Source organism: Alteromonas sp. ABV4_515, from assembly GCF_056160345.1.
The window spans coordinates 90,584-111,239 of the sequence record NZ_JBSWWZ010000008.1 but is presented as its reverse complement, the minus strand read 5'-3'; the positions used below and the strand labels follow the sequence as shown (position 1 = coordinate 111,239).

At 49.9% G+C, this 20,656-nt stretch carries 17 protein-coding genes; 6 read left to right on the top strand and 11 right to left on the bottom strand.

The annotated features are described in order from the left end of the window. The first annotated feature begins 36 nt into the window (after positions 1-36). Positions 37-3,144, top strand: coding sequence for a TonB-dependent receptor domain-containing protein (locus ACXAGX_RS18425; RefSeq protein WP_474840145.1), 3,108 nt, complete (start codon positions 37-39; stop codon positions 3,142-3,144). A gap of 182 nt (positions 3,145-3,326) precedes the next feature. Here ACXAGX_RS18425 and ACXAGX_RS18420 read toward each other — a convergent pair whose 3' ends face one another. From ACXAGX_RS18420 to ACXAGX_RS18410, 3 genes are read right to left on the bottom strand one after another with little or no spacing between them, the layout of a single operon-like run. Continuing rightward, positions 3,327-4,346, bottom strand: coding sequence for an amidohydrolase family protein (locus ACXAGX_RS18420; protein ID WP_474840143.1), 1,020 nt, complete (start codon positions 4,344-4,346; stop codon positions 3,327-3,329). A 28-nt stretch (positions 4,347-4,374) separates the two neighbouring features. Further along, positions 4,375-5,463, bottom strand: coding sequence for a 4-oxalomesaconate tautomerase (locus tag ACXAGX_RS18415; RefSeq protein WP_474840141.1), 1,089 nt, complete (start codon positions 5,461-5,463; stop codon positions 4,375-4,377). 4 nt (positions 5,464-5,467) lie between these two features. Then, the gene (locus ACXAGX_RS18410) at positions 5,468-6,166 is read right to left on the bottom strand and encodes a 4-carboxy-4-hydroxy-2-oxoadipate aldolase/oxaloacetate decarboxylase (protein WP_474817640.1); all 699 of its coding nucleotides are present in this window, start codon (positions 6,164-6,166) and stop codon (positions 5,468-5,470) included. A 120-nt stretch (positions 6,167-6,286) separates the two neighbouring features. Between ACXAGX_RS18410 and ACXAGX_RS18405 the strand changes: the two genes are divergently transcribed. Beyond that, positions 6,287-7,498: a LysR family transcriptional regulator gene (locus tag ACXAGX_RS18405; protein WP_474840139.1), complete on the top strand. Its 1,212-nt coding sequence runs from the start codon at positions 6,287-6,289 to the stop codon at positions 7,496-7,498. 45 nt (positions 7,499-7,543) lie between these two features. Here ACXAGX_RS18405 and ACXAGX_RS18400 read toward each other — a convergent pair whose 3' ends face one another. Continuing rightward, positions 7,544-8,428, bottom strand: a complete 885-nt coding sequence (locus tag ACXAGX_RS18400; protein ID WP_474840137.1) for a helix-turn-helix domain-containing protein — start codon at positions 8,426-8,428, stop codon at positions 7,544-7,546. Between the two features lie 105 nt (positions 8,429-8,533). Here ACXAGX_RS18400 and ACXAGX_RS18395 point away from each other — a divergent pair, with 105 nt between their 5' ends. Together ACXAGX_RS18395 and ACXAGX_RS18390 are read left to right on the top strand one after the other, a co-directional pair. After that, positions 8,534-8,935, top strand: coding sequence for a protocatechuate 4,5-dioxygenase subunit alpha (locus tag ACXAGX_RS18395; protein ID WP_474817637.1), 402 nt, complete (start codon positions 8,534-8,536; stop codon positions 8,933-8,935). Beyond that, positions 8,928-9,773 (top strand): class III extradiol dioxygenase family protein, encoded by an 846-nt coding sequence (locus ACXAGX_RS18390; RefSeq protein ID WP_474817636.1) that lies wholly within the window; start codon positions 8,928-8,930, stop codon positions 9,771-9,773. Before ACXAGX_RS18395 ends, ACXAGX_RS18390 begins: the two co-directional genes overlap by 8 nt. Before the next feature lie 95 nt (positions 9,774-9,868). Here the strand turns inward: ACXAGX_RS18390 and ACXAGX_RS18385 are convergent, their stop codons facing one another. The 4 genes from ACXAGX_RS18385 to ACXAGX_RS18370 all read right to left on the bottom strand — a co-directional run bounded on the left by ACXAGX_RS18385 (position 9,869) and on the right by ACXAGX_RS18370 (position 14,131). After that, positions 9,869-10,855: an aldo/keto reductase gene (locus tag ACXAGX_RS18385; RefSeq protein WP_474840136.1), complete on the bottom strand. Its 987-nt coding sequence runs from the start codon at positions 10,853-10,855 to the stop codon at positions 9,869-9,871. A 182-nt stretch (positions 10,856-11,037) separates the two neighbouring features. Next, positions 11,038-11,979: a Gfo/Idh/MocA family oxidoreductase gene (locus ACXAGX_RS18380; protein ID WP_474840134.1), complete on the bottom strand. Its 942-nt coding sequence runs from the start codon at positions 11,977-11,979 to the stop codon at positions 11,038-11,040. Positions 11,980-12,048: 69 nt separating this feature from the next. Next, the gene (locus tag ACXAGX_RS18375; protein ID WP_474817633.1) at positions 12,049-12,942 is read right to left on the bottom strand and encodes an amidohydrolase family protein; all 894 of its coding nucleotides are present in this window, start codon (positions 12,940-12,942) and stop codon (positions 12,049-12,051) included. A gap of 301 nt (positions 12,943-13,243) precedes the next feature. Further along, a complete protein-coding gene (locus tag ACXAGX_RS18370) occupies positions 13,244-14,131 on the bottom strand; it encodes a helix-turn-helix domain-containing protein (protein WP_474840132.1) in 888 nt (295 codons plus the stop codon). A gap of 120 nt (positions 14,132-14,251) precedes the next feature. Here ACXAGX_RS18370 and pobA point away from each other — a divergent pair, with 120 nt between their 5' ends. Next, the gene (pobA, locus tag ACXAGX_RS18365) at positions 14,252-15,460 is read left to right on the top strand and encodes a 4-hydroxybenzoate 3-monooxygenase (protein WP_474840130.1); all 1,209 of its coding nucleotides are present in this window, start codon (positions 14,252-14,254) and stop codon (positions 15,458-15,460) included. Positions 15,461-15,552: 92 nt separating this feature from the next. Here the strand turns inward: pobA and ACXAGX_RS18360 are convergent, their stop codons facing one another. Next, positions 15,553-17,133, bottom strand: coding sequence for an L-lactate permease (locus ACXAGX_RS18360; protein WP_474840128.1), 1,581 nt, complete (start codon positions 17,131-17,133; stop codon positions 15,553-15,555). Between the two features lie 328 nt (positions 17,134-17,461). On the opposite strand from ACXAGX_RS18360, the gene ACXAGX_RS18355 reads away from it, so the two are divergent. After that, positions 17,462-18,205, top strand: coding sequence for a class II aldolase/adducin family protein (locus ACXAGX_RS18355; RefSeq protein ID WP_474840126.1), 744 nt, complete (start codon positions 17,462-17,464; stop codon positions 18,203-18,205). A gap of 163 nt (positions 18,206-18,368) precedes the next feature. Here ACXAGX_RS18355 and ACXAGX_RS18350 read toward each other — a convergent pair whose 3' ends face one another. Beyond that, positions 18,369-19,271: a lactate/malate family dehydrogenase gene (locus ACXAGX_RS18350; RefSeq protein ID WP_474840124.1), complete on the bottom strand. Its 903-nt coding sequence runs from the start codon at positions 19,269-19,271 to the stop codon at positions 18,369-18,371. Positions 19,272-19,656: 385 nt separating this feature from the next. Continuing rightward, on the bottom strand, positions 19,657-20,607 hold the full coding sequence (locus ACXAGX_RS18345) for a LysR substrate-binding domain-containing protein (RefSeq protein WP_474840122.1): 951 nt from the start codon (positions 20,605-20,607) through the stop codon (positions 19,657-19,659). Positions 20,608-20,656 lie beyond the last annotated feature (49 nt).

Below are 20,656 nucleotides of genomic sequence, written 5' to 3'. Positions count from 1 at the left end.
ATACATAAATAAAAATCTGTTTCACAGGAAACCACTATGAAAGAACACACACATCAACTTGGCAGAAAACGTTCTGCGGTCTCTTTATGTATTGCTGCGGCGTTAAGCTCAGGATATGCCTTCGCTCAGGAAGCCGAAGAAAACCTGCAAGACGTTGAGGTGGTGAATATCACCGGTTCACGCATTCCTACCGATCCTAACGTGATTTCTTCTGTACCCGTTCAATCGCTGAACAGCAAAGATATCTCAATGTCCGGTGAGCTTAACCTGGCTGACGTAGTGGCCGACATTCCTGCACTGATTTCCTCGTCTACTGCAGAGAACTCTTCTACCGGAGCTAACTCTCTGAACCTGCGTGGCATGGGCGGTGAAAGAACCCTGACTCTGGTTAACGGTCGTCGTCACGTTGCTGGTTTCCGTGGTACCTCTGCGGTTGATATCGGTACCATTCCTCGTGCCCTGGTTGAGCGTGTTGAAGTGACCACTGGTGGTGCTTCTGCAATTTACGGTGCCGATGCGGTAACCGGTGTGGTGAACTTCATCCTGAAAGATGACTTTGAGGGTGTTCAAATTAATGCGACCGGCGCGCTGCCAGAAGAATCGGGCGGTGACTCCTATGCGTTAGACGGCGCGTTCGGTAAGAACTTCGACGATGACAAGGGTAACATTGTGCTTACCTTGTCTTACGAAAAAGAACAGGAACTGCTGCACGGCGATCGTTCCTGGTCTCGAAACAACGGCATTTCTCGCATTGTTGCTAACCCAGGCGGTGACACTCAACTACAGTTAGCTGATGACGTTCGTTATTGGCTCACCTCAAACGAAGGGTCTGTAGCGCCTGGTTTTGGTGGTCGTGATGTCACTTACCTTGATATCAACAGCAATGGTGTTGCTGACTGTCAGGAGTCTTTAGGTGGTCAAACTGGCTATCTGGCAGGCTGCTGGCTCACAAATCCTGACGGCACTATCCGTGTAAACAGCGATGGCCCGATTTATGACGGCCTGTTAAGTAGCGGTGGCGATGGCGCGAAAGCAACGTTCGATAACGACACACTGATGCCAAATACCGATAAGGTAATCGTTAACTTAAATGGTAACTATCAGATTAACGATGAGTTAAATGCGTTTTTTGAAGCAAAATATGTGAAGGCGGATACCACGTCTTACGCAGAATACGACTCATACTACGACACTCTGGCTATCCTGCCAGATAACCCGTTTGTCCCGCAACAATTACAACCTGTAATGGATGAAACCGGCTATTTGTTGATTACCCAGGATGCCATCGGCTGGGATGACGATGAAACCACATACACCCGTGAAACTCAGCGCTTTGTAGGGGGTTTCACCTGGGATTATTCTTACGACCACTCGTTAGAATTTGCTGTTAACTATGGCCGTTTTACCCGTGAAGACGAATACTCTGAACAAATCACCGACCGCGTATTCGCGGCAATGGACGCCACTACCGATGCGAATGGAAACATTGTTTGCCGTTCCGACATAGACCCTACTGCGGCATACGAAATCGATTATTTCGTAGCGGGTAACAACTATGCCAATGGTGCTTATTCCAGCAGCAACTATTACACCTTCACGCCTGGCGATGGCCAGTGTGCGCCGCTGAACCCTTTCGGTACTTTTGCCGCAAGTCAGGCAGCACAAGACTTCATTACTGCCCGTATGCACGACAAAACCACTCTTGAGCAAACCGTGGTTAGCCTTACCGGTGTTGGTCAGTTTGAAGTGATGGAAAGCGTATTGGACGGCCCACTGGGTTATGCCGCGGGTCTTGAATACCGTGAAGAGTCGAGTGAAAGCATACTGGACCCACTTGCCCGAGGCATCCTGCCAGAAGGCACGCCTTATACAGCTGGCCAGTCGGTTAACGAAGTATCGCCGTGGTTGTACTTCCTTACCGGTATCGATAACGTTCAGCAATTCAACACGTCGGGTGAATATGACGTGATTGATGCATTCTTAGAAGTGCGCCTGCCAATCTTTATGGACCGTAAGTTTGCCTACGAATTTACGTTGGATGGCGCCATTCGTATGGCTGACTACTCCACGTTGGGTAATGCAACCACCTGGAAAGTCGGTTTCTCTTACAGCCCCATCGAAGACCTGAACCTGCGTGGTACCTACTCTGAAGCGGTAAGAGCACCTAACATTTCAGAGCTGTACGACCCGCAAATTCCTATGACGGTTAACCTGAACCTGGACCCGTGTGATCCAAACAACATAGACGCAGGCACTTCATCACGGGTTGCAAACTGTGTTGCTGGCCTTGAAGCCGCTGGCGTACCTACTGAAGATATCGTCGACGCCGATGGTAACTACATCTGGCTTAACCCGCTGACAGCCCGTTTCTCAGGCACTTCAGGCGGTAACCCGGATCTCGATGTTGAAACTGCTGAAACCGTAACTATCGGTACCGTATATCGCCCAAGCTACCTTGAAGGCTTCAGCGTAACATTGGATTACTGGAGTGTAGAAATTGAAGATGCTATCGCCGCGGTTGGCTCGGCAGACATTCTTCGAGGTTGTTACGATTCAGCAAACTACCCGGGACTGGAATACTGTAATCAGTTTACTCGTCGTGCCGATGGTGGTCTAAACAGCCTGACAACCTTCTCACAAAACTTCGCTTCAATTGAAGCTGAAGGTTATGACTTGTCTGTCAACTACCTCTTCAGTATTGGTGCTAACGACTTCGGTGTAAGTTTAGTGGGCACCCGTCAGGAAAAACTGAACCGTTATGTTAATCCGCTTGATATGTCTGACGTTGATGTTGATCTTGAAGAAATCCGTACGCCGGAAACAACAGGAAACATCGAACTTAGCTGGACTCGTGGCGACCTGAGCATGTCATTCCAAACTACCTATCAGAGCCGTCAGGCTTATCGTGAAGTAGAAGAAGCGCTGGGTACAAACGGTTATCAACAACTGTTTGGCGCCGGTGGTGGTTTCTTTGGCAGCACGCTTATTCACGATATCAACGTAAGCTACCAGCTTGAAGAAGGTCTGGCAGTATTTGGTGGTATCAACAACCTGGCTGATGAAGAACCGTTCGCTACGCAAACAGCATGGCCTGTTGGCCCACGTGGTCGTACCCTGTTCTTAGGTGTTAACTACACCATGTAATTCACCTTGCAACGTGTAACTAACGGCGGGCCGGTAAGCATTATCGTTCCGCCAATCCAGTTCAGTGTATAGCAGCAAAAATAAAAACGGTTGGTTACATCAGTAACCAACCGTTTTTTTATTGAGTTTCGGGGCAACACTCTCAAGAGAAAGCAGAATGTGACAACCTTCCCTGTCAGGCGTTACATGCCCATAGATTTGAGCTTAGCGTCGAGCCGTGGGTAGACCCGTCGTGCATTGCCTGAGTAAACCTGCTCGCGGTGGGCATCGCTTAGATCCAGCGAATCCACATACCGCTTTGTATCATCAAAATAGTTACCGGTTTCCGGATCGATACCCCGCACTGCACCCACCATTTCTGAGCCAAACAGAATGTTGTCAATGTCGATTACGTCGAACAACAGGTCGATCCCCGGCTGGTGATACACGCAGGTATCAAAATATACGTTTTTCATTACATGCTCACGCAGTGGCGGTTGACCCAGCATGTCTGCAAGTCCACGATAGCGGCCCCAGTGATAAGGCACCGCACCACCGCCGTGAGGAATAACGAAGCGTAGCTCAGGAAAGTCTTTAAACAAGTTGCCTTGCAGGAATTGCATGAAAGCGGTGGTATCCGCATTCATATAATGGGCACCGGTGGCGTGGAAGTTGGCATTACAGGAACCCGATACGTGCACCATCGCAGGCACATCCAGCTCTACCATTTTCTCGTAGAACGGATACCAGCTTTCATCGGTCAGCGGCTTTGATGTCCAATGTCCACCTGATGGATCAGGGTTGAGGTTACAACCAACAAAGCCCAGCTCTGTCACACAGCGCTCCAGTTCTTCCACCGAGTTTTGAATTGGTACGCCGGGCGACTGGGGCAACTGACAAACGCCAATGAACCGTTCAGGGTAAAGATCCACCACGCGCTTGATCAGGTCGTTACATGCCCTGGTCCACTGCTTGGATACAGCCTCATCACCTACGTGATGTGCCATGGCAGACGCCCGGGGGGAGAAAATCGTCATGTCCAGACCACGCTCGTTCAATAATCTGAGCTGATTCTTCTCGATACTCTCTCGGATCTGTTCATCGCTGATATGAGGGACTTCCGGTAGCGCTTTACCGGTCTTGTACGCTTCAATCTGCGCTTCGCGGAACAACTGAAGCGGTTCCGGTGCCGTGGTGTAATGGCCGTGGCAATCAATAATCATAATGCTTCCTACCTACTTGAATTCAGGTTCAGCGCGAAAAAAACGCGCTTTCAGGGATCATCACTTCACCGCGCATTAGCAGTCGGGCAGTTCGCACCAATGCTGCTTTTTCAACGGTGAGCGTATCCAGCGAATCAGCACCGCTAACCTGCATAGCAACAGTAAACTGACCGGTGGGATGTTCAACCTGAATGGATGACAGGTTGCCCCAGCCTTTGCAGTATCCGTAGGCGATGGAACCGTCTACCACGCAGGCTGTTGCAACACTAACTGAACCGAGAACACCAATTGCATCGTGAACCCGGTGTGGAATAAAGGAGCGGGTATTTATTTGCCCGCCGTTCTGTGCCGACGAGACCAGCGTCATCTTCGGCACCGTTTTGCTGGTAACGTCGCCCAGGTTCATTGCCTTACCTGCTTCCAGACGAATAGCTTCAACTTTTTCTTTCAGCGCAGAGTTGGCTTCGAGCGTTTCCGGACTTTCGTCACCGGTAACCCCTAAAGCAGCGGCATCGATGATGACTACTGGCATACCGTTATCGATGCAGGTGACTTCTACACCCGCGAATTCGTCTTTCACGTTACCGGTAGGGAACAGTGCGCCGCAGCTCGAACCGGCCACATTTTCAAAGTCGATCAGCACCGCTGCAGCGGTTCCTGGCACGCCGTCGATGGCGGTATCACCTTCATATACCGGCTTGCCATCACGCACTTCTACCTGAGCCGTTGCCAGCGCACCCGTATTTACCATGTGGATACGCACGTTGGTTACGCCGTTTTGCACCTCCACCAGGCCATGTTCAATGGCGAACGGGCCCACACCTGCGAGGATATTGCCGCAGTTCTGCGCGTCACTCACCACGGCTTTATCAACAACCACCTGTAAAAACAGGTAGTCAACGTCGGCATCGTCACGGGTTGACGGACTGACCACCGCCACCTTGCTGGTGAGCGGATGGGCGCCGCCAACACCATCAATTTGTCGGGGATCGGGAGAACCCATGGCGGCAAGTAGCACCGCATTACGGGTTTCAGCATCGGCGGGTAAATCGCTGGCCATAAAATACAGGCCTTTAGATGTTCCACCGCGCATTAAACTACAGGGAATGGCGCGCACTGCCCTATTCTCCTTTGCTGTGTTCTTCGTAGGTCACATATTTGAGACCTTTCTCAGCCAGGCGGCCACGCATGTTGTAAATATCTAGGCCTAACTCGCCAGCAGCTAATCGGTCACGCTTAGAGGCTTCGTTTTCAACACGCTTCAATACTTTCTCGTGCACGGCATCGGCTTCGTTGCGAGCAACCGCCACCACACCGTCATCATCCGCCACAATCATGTCGCCGGGATTAATCAGCGCACCTGCACACACCACCGGCACGTTAACGCTTGCAATGGTTTCTTTAACTGTGCCCTGTGCAAAAATCGCTTTTGACCATACCGGGAATTCCATTTCTTTCAGCGTCGCTGTATCGCGCACGCCGCCGTCAATGATCAGGCCCTTCACGCCACGGGCTTTTAACGACGTCGCTAGCAAGTCGCCAAAGAACCCATCAATACACGGGCTGGTTGGCGTAACCACCAGCACATCACCGGGCTGACACTGTTCAACCGCAACGTGAATCATCCAGTTGTCACCCGGCGCTACCTGACAGGTTACCGCAGGACCTGCAATGGCAGCGGGTCGATAAATCGGACGCATATAGTCGGCTAACAAGCCTTTACGGCCTTGCGCTTCATGCACGGTGGCCGTTTCGGCTCCCTGATAGTTTGCAATAGTTTCGTCGCCCGGACGTGGGCAGCCAGTCACACAAATTGCCATGTTAATAACCTTCTTTGTTCTGATGACAAAAGTATGCGCCTGCGGACGTAACAAATCCGTTTAGAAAGATGTAAAAATCCATTAGTATTTGCTATATCGAATTTAAAATGCGAGATAACTGTGCAGCTACTGAATATCCGCCATCTTTACTGCGCCCTTGAGATACGGAAGTTTTCCAACCTTTCCGAAGCGGCAAGACAGGTTCACCTTACCCAGTCTGCCCTCACCCAAAGCATTAAGAAGCTGGAAGATAAGATTGGTTTCCGGCTGTTTTCACGGGGCACTACCGGTATGTATGTCAGTGAAGAAGGTGACGTGTTCCTTAGGCGTTTTGAGCGGGCTTTTGCGCTACTTGAGCAATATGCCAACGGGCAATTCACCACCGATCGCACGGCCCGTATTACCTTTTTGCGTGGCATTAATTCCCGCCAGCTTTCAGCCATTATAAAAATGGTAGAGCTACAAAATTATACCCATGCCGCACGTGTGCTTGATATTGCTCAGCCCACCCTGCATCGAACCATACGTGATTTAGAAGCACTGTGCAGTGTCACCTTGTTCAATCGTTCACCTTCCGGCGCGGAACCCACGTGGCGAGCCCGGCGTCTTGCCCGTGTGGCAGGCTTGTATTTTGCTGAATTGCAGCAAGGCTTTGATGAGGTAAAAGCCCTCGACGGTAAACACTTTGGTACTCTCAAAATCGGCAGCTTGCCACTGGCACTCACTGAACTGGTGCCCGCAACGGTGCTTAAAGTCATGGACGCAGTACCGCAGTCAGACGTGAGTATTGTCGATGGTCCGTACGAGGAACAGCTACATGCCTTACTGCATGGTGACATTGATGTGTTGATTGGTGCGCTACGCCCACCGGATATGGAAGACCTTCTGGAACAGGTGCCCTTGTTTGAAGACAGGTTGTCTTTGGTCGCTCGCGCCAACCACCCCATTTTACATGCCGACACCATGGAAAGTGGCGACTGGCAACAGGTTCAGTGGATTGTGCCGAAAAAAGAAACCCCTGCCCGGCTTATCTTCGACGAATTTATTGTGTCGCGTCAACTTCCGGTGCCCCATGATGTGATTGAATGTAACTCTCTCACAGCCATTCGCGGCCTGCTGATGAAGAGCGATCGGGTTGCCATGCTACCAGCCAGACAAGTAGAGGTGGATGTTCGTGCGGGCTTACTGGCGATTTGTGATATGAAATTAAAAGATCCGCCGCGGGCCATTGGCTACACCATTCGTAAAGACTGGGTACCCACCAAATTGCAAAATATGTTTATTTCCGTACTGCACGCCGAATGCGCTGCAGGGTCGATAATCTCCATTTAAATAAAATATCGCACCAGCACGAAACCCGCGAGGGAACGAAAGCCGTCAAGCTTTCCCTTCGCGATCATGGTTTCGTGACTGTTCTCGAAACCCTTTTGGCGACACCTTTTCGTGCTTGCGAAAAAAACGAGAAAAATGTGAGGGCTCGTTAAAACCGAGGCGGTCCGAAATAGTAGCAATACTCATATCAGCGAACACCAGATAGCGTTTGGCCTCTGTTAACAAAAACTGATGAATGAGTGCCAGCGCATTTGCGTTAGTGGCGGTTAAACAAATTTGATTAAGATGCGCGGCGGTTACACCAATTTGCTGTGCGTACCATGCAACATTGTGGCGACTTGCGCCATGCTGTTGAATGAGCTGCCTGAACTGGGTAAATTTTTGCTCCGGCTTCGATATGCGACCAGATTGTTCGGGCATCGATCGCTTAATACGAGCCAGCGATATAAACAACTGCTTTAGCAGCACCTGAATCATTTCAACACGATAGCTGTGCCAGTTGGAATCTTCCGTTTCGAGCCGCGAAGCCACTTCAGCAATATCTTTCTCATCACCCGGCGGTACCGCAATTACTTTACCTTCGCTTAGAAATTCTGTGCCCGCAGCAGGTAGCCACAATTCATTGACAATAGGCGACGCCACTGAAAACACCGTGCCTTCTGATCCTTCCCGCCAGCGAAAACCGTGTATAAGCCCCTCTGGCACCGATACCACGCACGGCGCGTTCACCGATGAGGTTTTGCCATCAAGCACAACTTCTCCGCCACCTTTTAACACCAGAAAAAGTTGATGTATGCCTTTATGCCGGTGGGGACTGATTAACCAGTCATGCCGGGCACTGCGGGAATAAAGTGGCTCGCTGTAAAAGAACTCTTTGTGACTGGTTTGTGGATCTCCATAGAAATCCACATAGTCCATGGGAGTTAACATTAAATTAATAAATACGCGAAATTGACAAGTAATAGCTAAATATAGGCATTCTTTAGTTAAAAAATCTACCTAAAATACAACAATCTTTGTCAATAGGAGAGCATCATGGGATGGCAGGAACGAGATTATGACAGCATTCCAGGCACGTATGTGTTCGACGGCAAGCGTGCTAACCCAGCGTATGCGCTAAATAAATTACTGTATACCCTCAACGAGGAGCACTGTCGTTTGGAGTTTGCTGCAGACCCGGAAGCATACTGCGACAAACTCGGTGTAAAAGGCGAATTTAAAAAAGCCGTTCTGGAAGAAGACTTCCTCGGCATGCTTCGGATGGGCGCCAATATTTACTTCATGGCTAAAATGGCAATTCCACGGGGCACCTCTGTTCAGGATGCAGGGGCAGCATTTCAGGGTATTACCACCGAAGAGTTTATCGCCAATCTGCAAAAACGTGCGGAAGGCCTGTCTGACAAGATTAAATCAAGAGGAGACTACTGGAATGGCTAAAATTATTGGCGGAATCACCAGCTCCCACATTCCTGCGGTTGGCAATGCCATCAGCAATAACCTGCAACAGGAACCCTATTGGAAGCGCTTTTTCGATGGCTACGGCCCAGCGAAAGAATGGCTGAAAAACGCGCGTCCAGATGTTGTTATCGTGGTGTATAACGACCATGGTCTTAACTTCTTTTTAGATACCGTGCCGACCTTTGCCCTTGGCTGCGCCGACGAATACCACAACGCTGATGAAGGTTGGGGGCTAAAACCGGTTGCACCGTTCAAAGGCAACGCACCACTCTCCTGGCATCTTGCCGAATCATTGGTGGAGCAGGAATTCGACATCACCATGTGTCAGGAGATGAAAGTGGATCACGGCTTTGTGAACCCCATCCGCGCACTATATGGCGACCACGAAATCTGGCCAGTAGAGGCCATTCCGCTGGCAGTGAATACCGTGCAACATCCCGTGCCTACGGCTCGCCGCTGTTACAAGCTGGGTAAAGCGCTCGGTAAGGCGCTGGAAAGCTATCCTGAAGACACCCGCGTAGTGATTCTGGGCACCGGTGGTATGTCGCATCAGTTACAAGGGGAACGGGCCGGTATTATCGATACTGATTTCGATTTGGAGTGTATGGACAAAATTGCCACTGATCCAGAATGGTTTGCCAACCTCTCTAATACCGACATCATGCGGATTGCCGGTACCGAAGGTATTGAAACCATTATGTGGATGGTAATGCGCGGTGCACTAAAAGACGATGCCAAAGTCATTCACAAGCACTATCACGCACCTATTTCAAACACGGGAGCAGGTGTATTAGTGCTGGATAACGAAGCGGAGTAAAGGCACTTTTCTATTTCTTCGTTATAACATTCGCCCATAAAAAAAGGCCTGTCAGTGAAAACTGGCAGGCCATTTTTTTATTTGCGATAACGCGTTTAGAAATCTTCGGTATCGATATCTGCTTGAGCGCCCGCACCATAACGTGCGCCCTGCACACTTTGACGGTTAATAATGTCGTCGGCGTGGGCCAGTACAGAATCTGCGATGTCAGCGTCACTGGCACCGATATCTTCAGTAAGATGGGCTTCACTTTTTGTACCAGGCAGCGCATGAATATGTTCACCCTGCGCCAGTACCCAGGCAATCGCCAACTGCGCCGGTGTCACGCCGTTGTTTTTCGCCAGGTCTGCAAATTCTGCGTAAAGGGATTTATTGGCAATCCAGTTTTCGCCCTGGAATCGCGGCATCCCTTTTCGAATATCGCCCTCAGCCAAAGCAGCCGGATCATCAATACCTCCAGCCAGGTAGCCCCGAGCCAACGGGCTAAATGCCACAAAGTCGATGCCCAGATCGTTACAAGCGTCCAGAACGGCAATTTCTGCATTACGCGTCCACAGAGAATATTCGGTTTGTAATGCTGCAATGGGATATTCTTTATGTGCCCTTCGCAAAGATTCTGCGGACACCTCAGACAAGCCAACGGCGGCAATTTTGCCTGCTTTCACCATATCGCCTAACACGCCTACGCTTTCTTCCACGGGTACGTCTTTGTCGATGCGGTGCAGGTAATACAAATCGATTTGCTCTACCTGCAGATTTTGTAATGCGGTATCTAACGTTCTCACCAAGGTTTCAGGACGACCGTCGATAACACGTTTGCCGTTAACGCCGGTCATGCCGCACTTACTGGCCAGAAAAATCTCGTCGCGGAAACCTTTGATGGCTTCGCCCACCAGTTTTTCATTCTCGCCAAAACCATAAAGCGCGGCAGTATCGAAATGGGTAATACCCTGCTCAAATGCAGAGGCCAGCAAACTGCTGGCCTGTTGTTGAGAAACGGAATCACCATAAGCATGGTTGAGGTTCATACAGCCGAGACCGATCTCGGACACTGACTTACCTGCCAGTACTCGTTGTCTCACTTTTTCTCTCCTTAGCTCAGACAAAGCCGCTTCTTCTTCTGTGCGCGCAGGTAAAGGCAAAACACGCCGTGAATCCATCCTTGGAGGCTCTGCTGCAGCATCCATGCTGCAGAAGGTTTCTGACTTTACCCGCGCTCCCATCAGCGAGGAAGCAACCTGCCCTTATTTGCGTCTGTCGTGAATTACGCGTTTAACTGCTGCTCAAGATCGTGCAGGACTTTGTAGCAGTTAATGACTTTATGTACGCTGCTGTTCGGTTCACGGCCTTCTTTAATGGCTGCCAGGAACTCGCGATCCTGCAATTCGATACCGTTCATAGACACATCTACTTTAGAGACATCGATCGCGTTTTCGCGACCATCTACCAAATCATCGTAACGGGCAATGTAAGTGCCGTTGTCACAGATATAACGGAAGAAAGTACCTAAAGGACCATCGTTATTGAACGACAGCGACAACGTACAAATTGCCCCATTTTCTGCCTGTAGCTGAATAGACATATCCAGTGCAATGCCCAGTTCTGGGTGAATCGGTCCTTGGATCGCGTTCGCTTTCACAATGGGTGAACCGGCTTGGTATTCGAACAGGTCGACGGTATGCGCAGCATGGTGCCACAGCAGGTGATCGGTCCACGAACGGGGCTCCCCTTTGGCGTTAATGTTCTTGCGGCGGAAAAAATAAGTTTGTACATCCATTTGCTGGATATTCAGTTCGCCTGCGGTAATTTTGTTATGCACATACTGGTGTGACGGATTGAAACGGCGAGTATGACCCACCATACAAATCTTGCCGGTTTCCTGCTGGGTTTTTACTACCGCTTCAGAATCTTCCCAGCTATCAGCCAGTGGAATTTCAACCTGGACATGTTTGCCCGCCTTCATACATTGAATTGACTGGGCCGCGTGTTGTTGCGTAGGGGTACAGAGGATAACGGCATCCGCATCTGATTCCAGCGCGTCTTCCAGCGAGGTGTAAACGTTTGGAATGCCATATTCGTTAGCAACGTCTTGGTTTTTTTCTGCGTTGCGCCCTACCAGACCGACGACTTCTGCGCCGTCGATGTTTTTCAGGCCATCCAAATGTTTAATCCCGAACGCGCCGGGACCTACCACGATTACTTTCATTTTGTTCTCCCAAATACTGTTCTGCATTCACTCGGGTAGCGCAATCTAAGTTTGCTACCCTACTGAAAATTAATCCGCCCAATAAAGGCGCATAGGGTTATCAATCAATAATTTTCGTTGAAGTGCCTCGGTAGGCGCTATTTTCGGTATCACGTCAACCAAGTGACCATCATCAGGCATATGGTTTTTCATATTTGGGTGCGGCCAGTCGGTGCCCCACAGTACGCGATCTTCAAAGCGGGTTACCACTTCGCGGGCAAACGGCACCACATCGTCATAACGGCCTTCAGGACCCACCAACGATAACCGTTCCGGACAGCTCACCTTCGACCAGAAGTTCTTGTTCTCTTCCATTAATTTAAGGAACAGCGCAAACTCAGGGCCATCAACCGGTTTGGAAATATCAGGACGGCCCATGTGATCGACCACAACCGTAGTAGGCAAGCTGGTAAAGAAATCATACAGCTCCGGTAACTCCTGCGATTCGAAGTAAATCACAATATGCCAGCCCAGCGGCTTAATCTTTTCTGCAATGATGCCCAGTGAGTCGAAGGGTAATGCATCAACCAAACGTTTTACGAAGTTGAAGCGAACCCCACGAACGCCAGCGGCATGTAGCGCTTGCAGCTCTTCGTCGGTAATGTCGGCTTTTACCGTAGCGACGCCACGGGCCAGCCCATTGGAATGATTCAGCGCATCCACTAGCGCACGATTGTCAGCACCATGACAGGTAGCCTGCACAATGACATTGCGACTGAAGCCAAGGTAATCTCTCAATGCCCAAAGCTGATCTTTAGAGGCATCGCAAGGGGTGTATTTTCTTTCGGGTGCAAAAGGGAACTGATCGCCAGGACCAAATACATGACAGTGCGCGTCGACCGCACCTTCCGGCACTACAAATTCTGGTTTTGACGGCGACTGATGCCAGTGCAACCAGTCAGCATCAACAGTAAATTTACCCATTCGGTAATCCTTGGCTTGCAGATTAAATTGTACAATCAGTACATTAAGAAAGACGCTGTTCGCGGTAACTGGCCGATAGTTCAGGCGCGAAATACCGTGAACATATTCACATATCACCAGTATGCCTAATTGGGGTGCATGCTGCTCTTTAGAAATTCGTAAACAGACATTATTTTTTTCTATAACTAAACCTTAAAATAGCCACAACAATCCTTCACGACACCATATGTTGTGCGGTTCTCGCTGTAATAAATAAATCTGATATTCAGTTTTAAGACACAGACGATGCGCCCCGTTGATGTTAAAGGTCGCTGTTGCGCCGGAAGTCACCTGCGGTAACACCTTCAGACTGTTTGAAGAAGCGGCAAAAATAGCCGGTATCCTTGAAACCTAACGTTGTCGCAATTTCTTCCAGTGACTGCCGGGTATAAATAAGCCGCCTTTTGGTTTCGTTAATGAGTTTCTGATGGATCAGTTTTTTGGGTGTGGTATGCAGGTGATGCTGACAAATACGACTTAACGTAGATACCGAAATATACAATCTGGATGCGTAATCCGCCACAGTAAGATGCTCGGTAAAATGCTTATCGATAAGCTCCCGAAATCCCAGCAAAACTTTCGAATCACGGCCAGAAATGCTGGCGTGAGAACTGCCTTCTTTGACCTGGCGGGCAATAGAAATGAACAACAATTTGATAATCATGTTAATACTGAGCGCCGCCCCTACACCAGGGTTTTGCATTTCTTCGGCCAGTAATTTCAAGTAGTTGGAGAAGCGCTGCGCCTGCTCCTTCCCATTAAATTCAATGGCTCTTGGTGTCCACACTGCCTGGGTAAATTCAGCGATGTCACCGCCAGAACTGATTTCATTGATCACATCGGTATTCACCGATAACACATAGCCATGGGTGTAAGGGGCAAAATTAAACCCATGTACCACGCCAGGCGGAATGGTCACCAGCCAGTCTCCCGAGAGTTGCAGCGTTTCGTCGTCTAACTGCACTGTCCAGTTGTTGTCGAACACACAAAGAATTTGTAACAGTTTGGCGTGCCGGTGAAGCGAAATTTCCCATTCCAATCCCGCGCTGCGGGCACGAATATCTTCCAGATGCACGAAATCGGCACTGAGCTTGAGAAAAGATTCACCATATAAATCGTAAAACGGGATATCCGCAGACTTAGAAACCATTTACATTAATTACAAACCGTTAACTTGATTAAAAAGTACAATAGAATGCATCGAATTTGAATTATTCTTTGCAACTTTTTTACGCACTATGAAGCATATTCCCCTGTGTCAGGAAAGATTATGCAAACCATTAAAACGCAAGTCGCCATTATTGGTGCCGGTCCTTCAGGGCTGCTTCTGGGTCAGTTACTGGCAAAAGCCGGTATCGACAATGTGATTATTGAAAGGGTATCGGGTGAGTACATTCTCGGTCGGATCCGCGCTGGTATTTTAGAACAAGGGTTTGTCGATTTAGTTCGCGAGGCCGGTGTGAATGCGCGAATGGACGCTGAAGGCCATGTTCACGACGGTTTTGATATTGCCTACTACGGCAAGCGCTTCCGCATTGATTTAAACAAACTCACCGGTGGTAGCACCGTAATGTGTTATGGCCAGACAGAGATCACACGCGATCTGATGGAAGCGCGTGAAAGCAGTGGCCTCACAACTTATTATGAGTCGTCAGACGTTGAGTTACACGACGTTAAAGATGCACCTCATGTAACCTTTACGCAGAATGGCGAAAAGATCACCGTGCAGTGTGATTTTATTGCCGGTTGCGATGGCTTCCACGGCGTTTCCCGTAAAACCATTCCCGAGGAAAAGCGCAAAGAACATGAACGCGTTTACCCGTTTGGCTGGTTAGGCGTACTCAGTGATACGCCACCGGTTAGCGATGAACTGATTTATTGTAAAACGGCCCGCGGCTTTGCTTTGGCCAGTATGCGTTCAGAAACCCGCTCACGCTATTACCTGCAAGTGCCCCTTACCGATAAAGTGGAAAACTGGAGTGATGAGCTATTTTGGGAAGAGCTGAAGAAGCGTTTGCCAGAAGATGCCGCCAACCGTTTGGTAACCGGCCCGAGTATTGAAAAATCTATCGCGCCGCTGCGCAGTTTCGTATGCGAACCCATGCAATGGGGCAACCTGTTCCTGGTAGGCGATGCCGCTCACATTGTACCGCCTACCGGCGCAAAGGGACTGAATCTGGCAGCCTCAGATGTTTCCACTCTGTATAAATTGCTGCAGAAGTTCTACAAAGATGGCGATGAAAATGCGCCTACCCGTTACTCAGAAATTGCATTACGCCGGGTGTGGCATGGCGAACGCTTCTCATGGTGGATGAGTAATATGCTGCATGATTTTGATGAAACAAACGCATCAGGTATGGATAAAGCCACCTTCGACCGCTTTATGCAGTCTGAACTGGATTTTTACCTCAATTACGAAGAAGGCCAAAAAGTAATTGCCCGACAATATGTGGGCATGCCTTACGAAACAATTGAATAACCAGATTCGGTATCATGCTGTCAGCCGGGCGCCAGCCCGGCTTTGCCAACTCACTTTTACCGCACCGGAGCTTCACCCACTCTTTGGCGCTTTTATATAAGCACGCGCAGAATAACCTGCCCCATAAGCGCGGCAACCACCGCATAAACCAGCATGGGCAGAATAGTCCGCTTGATCATCGCGCCCTCCTGGTTATTGATCCCCAGAATCGAGCACACGGCGATAATATTATTCAGGCAAATCATGTTGCCCATGGAAGCGCCAACTGACTGCAGCGCCAGCACTACGCTCACCGGCAAGCCGGTCTGCTGAGCAATACTGTACTGGATGCCGCCAAAGGTCAGGTTAGATACCGTAGCGGAACCGGAGAAGAACGAACCAAGCGCGCCCAGCAATGATGCTACATAAGACCAGTTCGCCCCCAGGGTGTCTGCCAGCGTATTGGCAATGATGAAAATGGGCGCATTATCCTCCCCCTGCATCATAAAGTTCACCATCATCAACGCCCCGATTAACGCAATGACGGGAAGCTTTATGCGTTGCCAGGTATCGGACGTGGCTTGCTGTAACTGACTCCGTGAAAGCGAAAGTACTGGAATGAGTATCAGAACCGTTACCACAAACGGAATCATGGCGGGTACATAAAGGGTTTTATACGTCCATCCGACTGCGGTATCGAAGATAGTGTGCCAGGACAAAATAAGCGCCCGGCTGATGCCGAAATCACCAAAGGAAAATAGTAGCGTGGTATCGTTCAGCCAGCCTTTTACCGGCCACTGCTTTATCCGGGTAACGATAAGAATCACGATCAGTAACAAAAAAGGCGACAGCGCTTTTAAGACCTCAGCAGGATGTAACGCTACGCCTTGCGAGACGTGTTCATCACTTTGCTTTGCCAGACCAATATGAAACTTCGCAGCCAGAATAGAACCACAGAGCCCGACCGCGCCGCCAATCAGTGATGGAAATTCATAATTAACCTGCGCCAGCAGAAAGAAAGGTACCGTACAGCTCAGTGCGCTGATGAGAATAAAAATCAGATTAGTGCGAATCGCCTGCCAGCTAACCAGAAAACGCAGTGCCAGAACCGGAATAAAAAGACTGGCCACCAGATGAATTAACGCCGTCCATGCGGACGTTTCCAGCAACTGCGCCTCGCTCAACGCCAACGCCTCAAAGCCGAACCAGGCCGGCGTTCCCACCGCACCGAACGACACCGGCACGCTGTTCATCACCAATGTAAGCAGTGCAACCCGCATAGGATTGAACCCCAGCCCCACTAAAATTGGTGCCGCAATCGCTGCCGGGGTACCAAAACCAGACGCCCCCTCAAGCATAAACGCAAATGCCCAGCCTATGATCATAAGCTGAGCCACCTGATTATGGCTGATGTTTTCCAGCCATTGCTTTAAGGTATTTTCGGCACCGGATATTACCAGCACACGATTAAGTAGAATGGCACCGGCAACAATGGAAATAGGCGTAAGCACAGACAGCCCACCCGCCACTGCATTAGCCAATAAGGTGAGCTTGTCTGCGTGAAAATAGAAAACCTGTAGCAAACCCGCGAAAAGCGCAGTAAGTGGCAAGGCCACATGGGCAGCCAGGGGATGCTGCTTAGTCATACTCCAAACGAGAAATATCACGGGAAGTATAGCGATTAACGTATCCATGTCAGGCTCCGGAATAAATAGTAGGCAGGCGCGCCGAATCGCAGTGATTTACAAGTACTGTATCATTGGTCAGGGCTACAATGATGACTTCACTGTCCATACTCCCAAATATTAAGTCAGCATGTATTGATCTTCGTCCCTAAATGCTTTGCTGGTAAACAGTCTCCCAAAACGACTCAACCATACCAGCAAACCTTGCTAGATCCTTTGACCTGATACCCGTTGCCATGAACTTTATGCATAGCATCAGAAAAATAAATTAGTTGTGACAGAGCTAAAGAATTATTACCGTTTACGGCAAACCATTTAATGACTTAGGAATAAACGAATGGCAGTGAGTGACCAGGACGAAAAGCAGTTGAGGATCGACCTCGCCGCGGCATACCGATTATTGGATCTGAATAACTGGAGCGACATGATCTTTACCCATCTGTCTGCCCGTGTGCCAGGTTCAGAAGATCGCTTCCTGCTAAACGCCTATGGCTTGCTGCCAGAAGAGGTGTGCGCTTCAAACCTCATAGAAGTGGATGTTAAAGGTGAAAACGCTAACATCAGCCCTGAGTCGGTTAACCCGGCGGGCTTTACCATTCACAGCGCTCTGCACCTTGCCCGTGAAGATGCACACTGCGTCATGCACACCCATACCATGGCTGGCATGGCCGTGTCGGCGCTGGAAGAAGGCTTACTGCCAGTTAACCAGACCAACATGGAATTCTATAACCGCATCGCCTATTACGATTATCAGGGCGTACCGCTGGAATGTGATGAGCGTGAAGCCATTGTTGCCGCCATGGGTGATAAGAACAGCATGATCCTGCGTAATCATGGTTTATTAACCGTAGGCCGGAGTGTGGAAGAAGCCTTCTATCGCATGTATTACCTGAACAAAGCCTGTGAAATTCAGGTAGAAGCGATGAAGACCGGTGGCAAACTGCTGTTACCGGAGCCGGACGTGTGCGAGCACGTTGCTGAGCAAATGGCGAACCCACGTTACAACGCACAAAGTATCGACCTTATCTGGAAAGCTATGCTGCGTAAGCTGGACCGCATCGACACCAGCTATCGCGATTAACCGAACCTGGCATTGAGCGGATAACTGAAGCGGTGAGCGAATTATTTCTCACCGCTTTTTTGTAGAACAACTAAGTGAACTGAAAAAAAAGACCCGCAACGAGGCGGGCCCAACGGAGAGCGAAAAAACCGGAAATCTGGCCTTTCGCGAACACTCAGGAAATCTATTGATTGACAAATTTGCGGATTATCGCCGCCGAACCATCAAACTTAATTTGTTCCTGTTCATTTAGACCAAGGGTAAAACGCATCCCCAGCCCGTTTCGCAGAATCTGCGTGGGATGGCTGATATAGCATCCCGTCGTCTCGTCGAACACCGACACCGAAAACACCTTTTCGCTGTCGTCAAAAATCGCTTCACAAATTTTACTGGTGATACCGGCAATACCATATTCAGTACACTTTTTGCCGTTGTATATGGCTGTAGCAGCATGCGCAACCTGTCGTTCCAGCTCGTCTTTCGCCCCTTGTGGAATATCCCAGCTATCGATGTGACGATTTGCCACATGCACCGACGACCACACCACAAATTGTGAATCGCCATGCTCACCGCCCATGAAACCGTGCACATCGCTGGGACTTACCTTCAGCAAATTACCCAGCAGGCGTTGCAGGCGCAGGGTATCCAACGAGGTACCAGTACCGAAAACACGACTTTTCGGTAATCCGGACGCTTCCTGCAACACCTGTGTGATGACGTCACATGGGTTCGTGATATTAAGGACGATGCCGGCAAACCCAACCGTCTTAAGCTTGTTGGCAAGCTCAAGTATACCGGCGCTGTTCTCATAGAACTCGTCCAGACGATCAATCGACGTAATCACCTTCGGACCGATGGCCACGACGATAATATCGGCGCGAAGCATGGCAGACGTGTCGTTTGCGCGGATAGTCACATTACCGTCAAACGCGATGTTAGCATCCTGGAGATCAAGGGCATGACCTTCTGCCTTGCCGTTGTCTGCATCCATCAATGTGAGTTCTGAAACCATTCCTCTGGTTACCAAAACGTGTGCCAGTGATGAGCCGACATTCCCACAGCCAAATATCGCTACATGTCTGTTCATTGTTACTACTCCGATTAATCTGCGTACAGTTTAACCAGCTAAAAACTGCTGGTTCTAACGGCGTTTTTTAATGGTGCTATGCGTTTTTGTAATGGCATTTGCGGGGCGGTGCCGTGGACGGGATAAGATATTGAGAAAATGAACCGTGTATTGCAGGGCTGAGGCCGCTTGAGGGAGGAGGTGTTGCTAAAGCGAAACTTATCGAGCGGTGCCGTGGACGGGATAAGATATTGTGAAAATGAACCGTGTATTGCAGGGCTGAGGCCGCTTGAGGGAGGAGGTGTTGCTAAAGCGAACCGTCAGCCGCAGGGATGCGGCTGTCGAGCTCCCAGGGATGGGTTCACAGCGTGTTCGCTTTAGCAATTCCTCCTCCCTCTTACAGGCCTCAAATCCCCTCGATGGCTTCGTAGACGGCGCGATTCAGGCGCGCACCGCCTTTTTCCAGGCTGCTGATGATGGTTTTGAGTACGAGCAGCGTGCGCTGGTTCATCCGTTCTCTTGACTCGGTGACGAGGTAGACGGATTCGCCAATCTGGTGGCCGGTTTCAATTATTTTCATCAGCCTGCCCTGCTGAATGTCCTCCCGCACTTCCATCACGTCAGCCAATGCCATTCCCATCCCCAGACGTGCCGCTTCAATGGCCTGATACGCGTAATCAAAATACGTGTGTCCGGCAGCATCGCGTCTGTCGAGACCATGAGACGCCATCCATTGCTGCCACTGATTCAATCTGTCGTGCAGAAGCGGATGAGCCAGCAGCGCTGCCGGTGATGCCTGACGCTGACCGTTAACCAGCTTAGGGCTGCACACTGGCACATAGTATTCATCATAGAGCTTGCGAATAACCCGGCTTTTATCAACAGGCGCTCCCAGCGTCAGGGCAATATCAAATTCCTGACTCAGCGATTCCTGCAGTGGCTCCAGCGTTTTGATCCGCAGGGTAATTTCCGGATATTGTTTCTGCACGTTGGTAAGTACCGGCAACAGCCAGTTCATTGAGATAGTCGCTGTACAGGCGATTGTCAGTTCGCCCTCGATCTGTGTGGGGTTCATATAGTGCAACCCGCGATTCAGTTCCTGGAACGCCGCCTGCACCGACTCCAGCAAGCGGCTTCCGGCTGGCGTTAACTGGATACCGTTAGCCTCGCGGTGAAACAGGTTAATACCCAACCGCTCTTCCAGCTGTCGGATATGCCGGCTCAGAGCCGAATGGGAAACATGCAGCTCTTCGGCGGCCCGGCGCACATGACTATGCCTGCCTGCCGCCTCGAACGCCCGCAATGCTGTTAGCGGTATTTGTCGCAAATCCAGATAAGGAGATTGCTCTGGTCTCATTTTGTCACCAAGGTGGTAAATTTTCGTTACTTGCCTACACCAATTAACA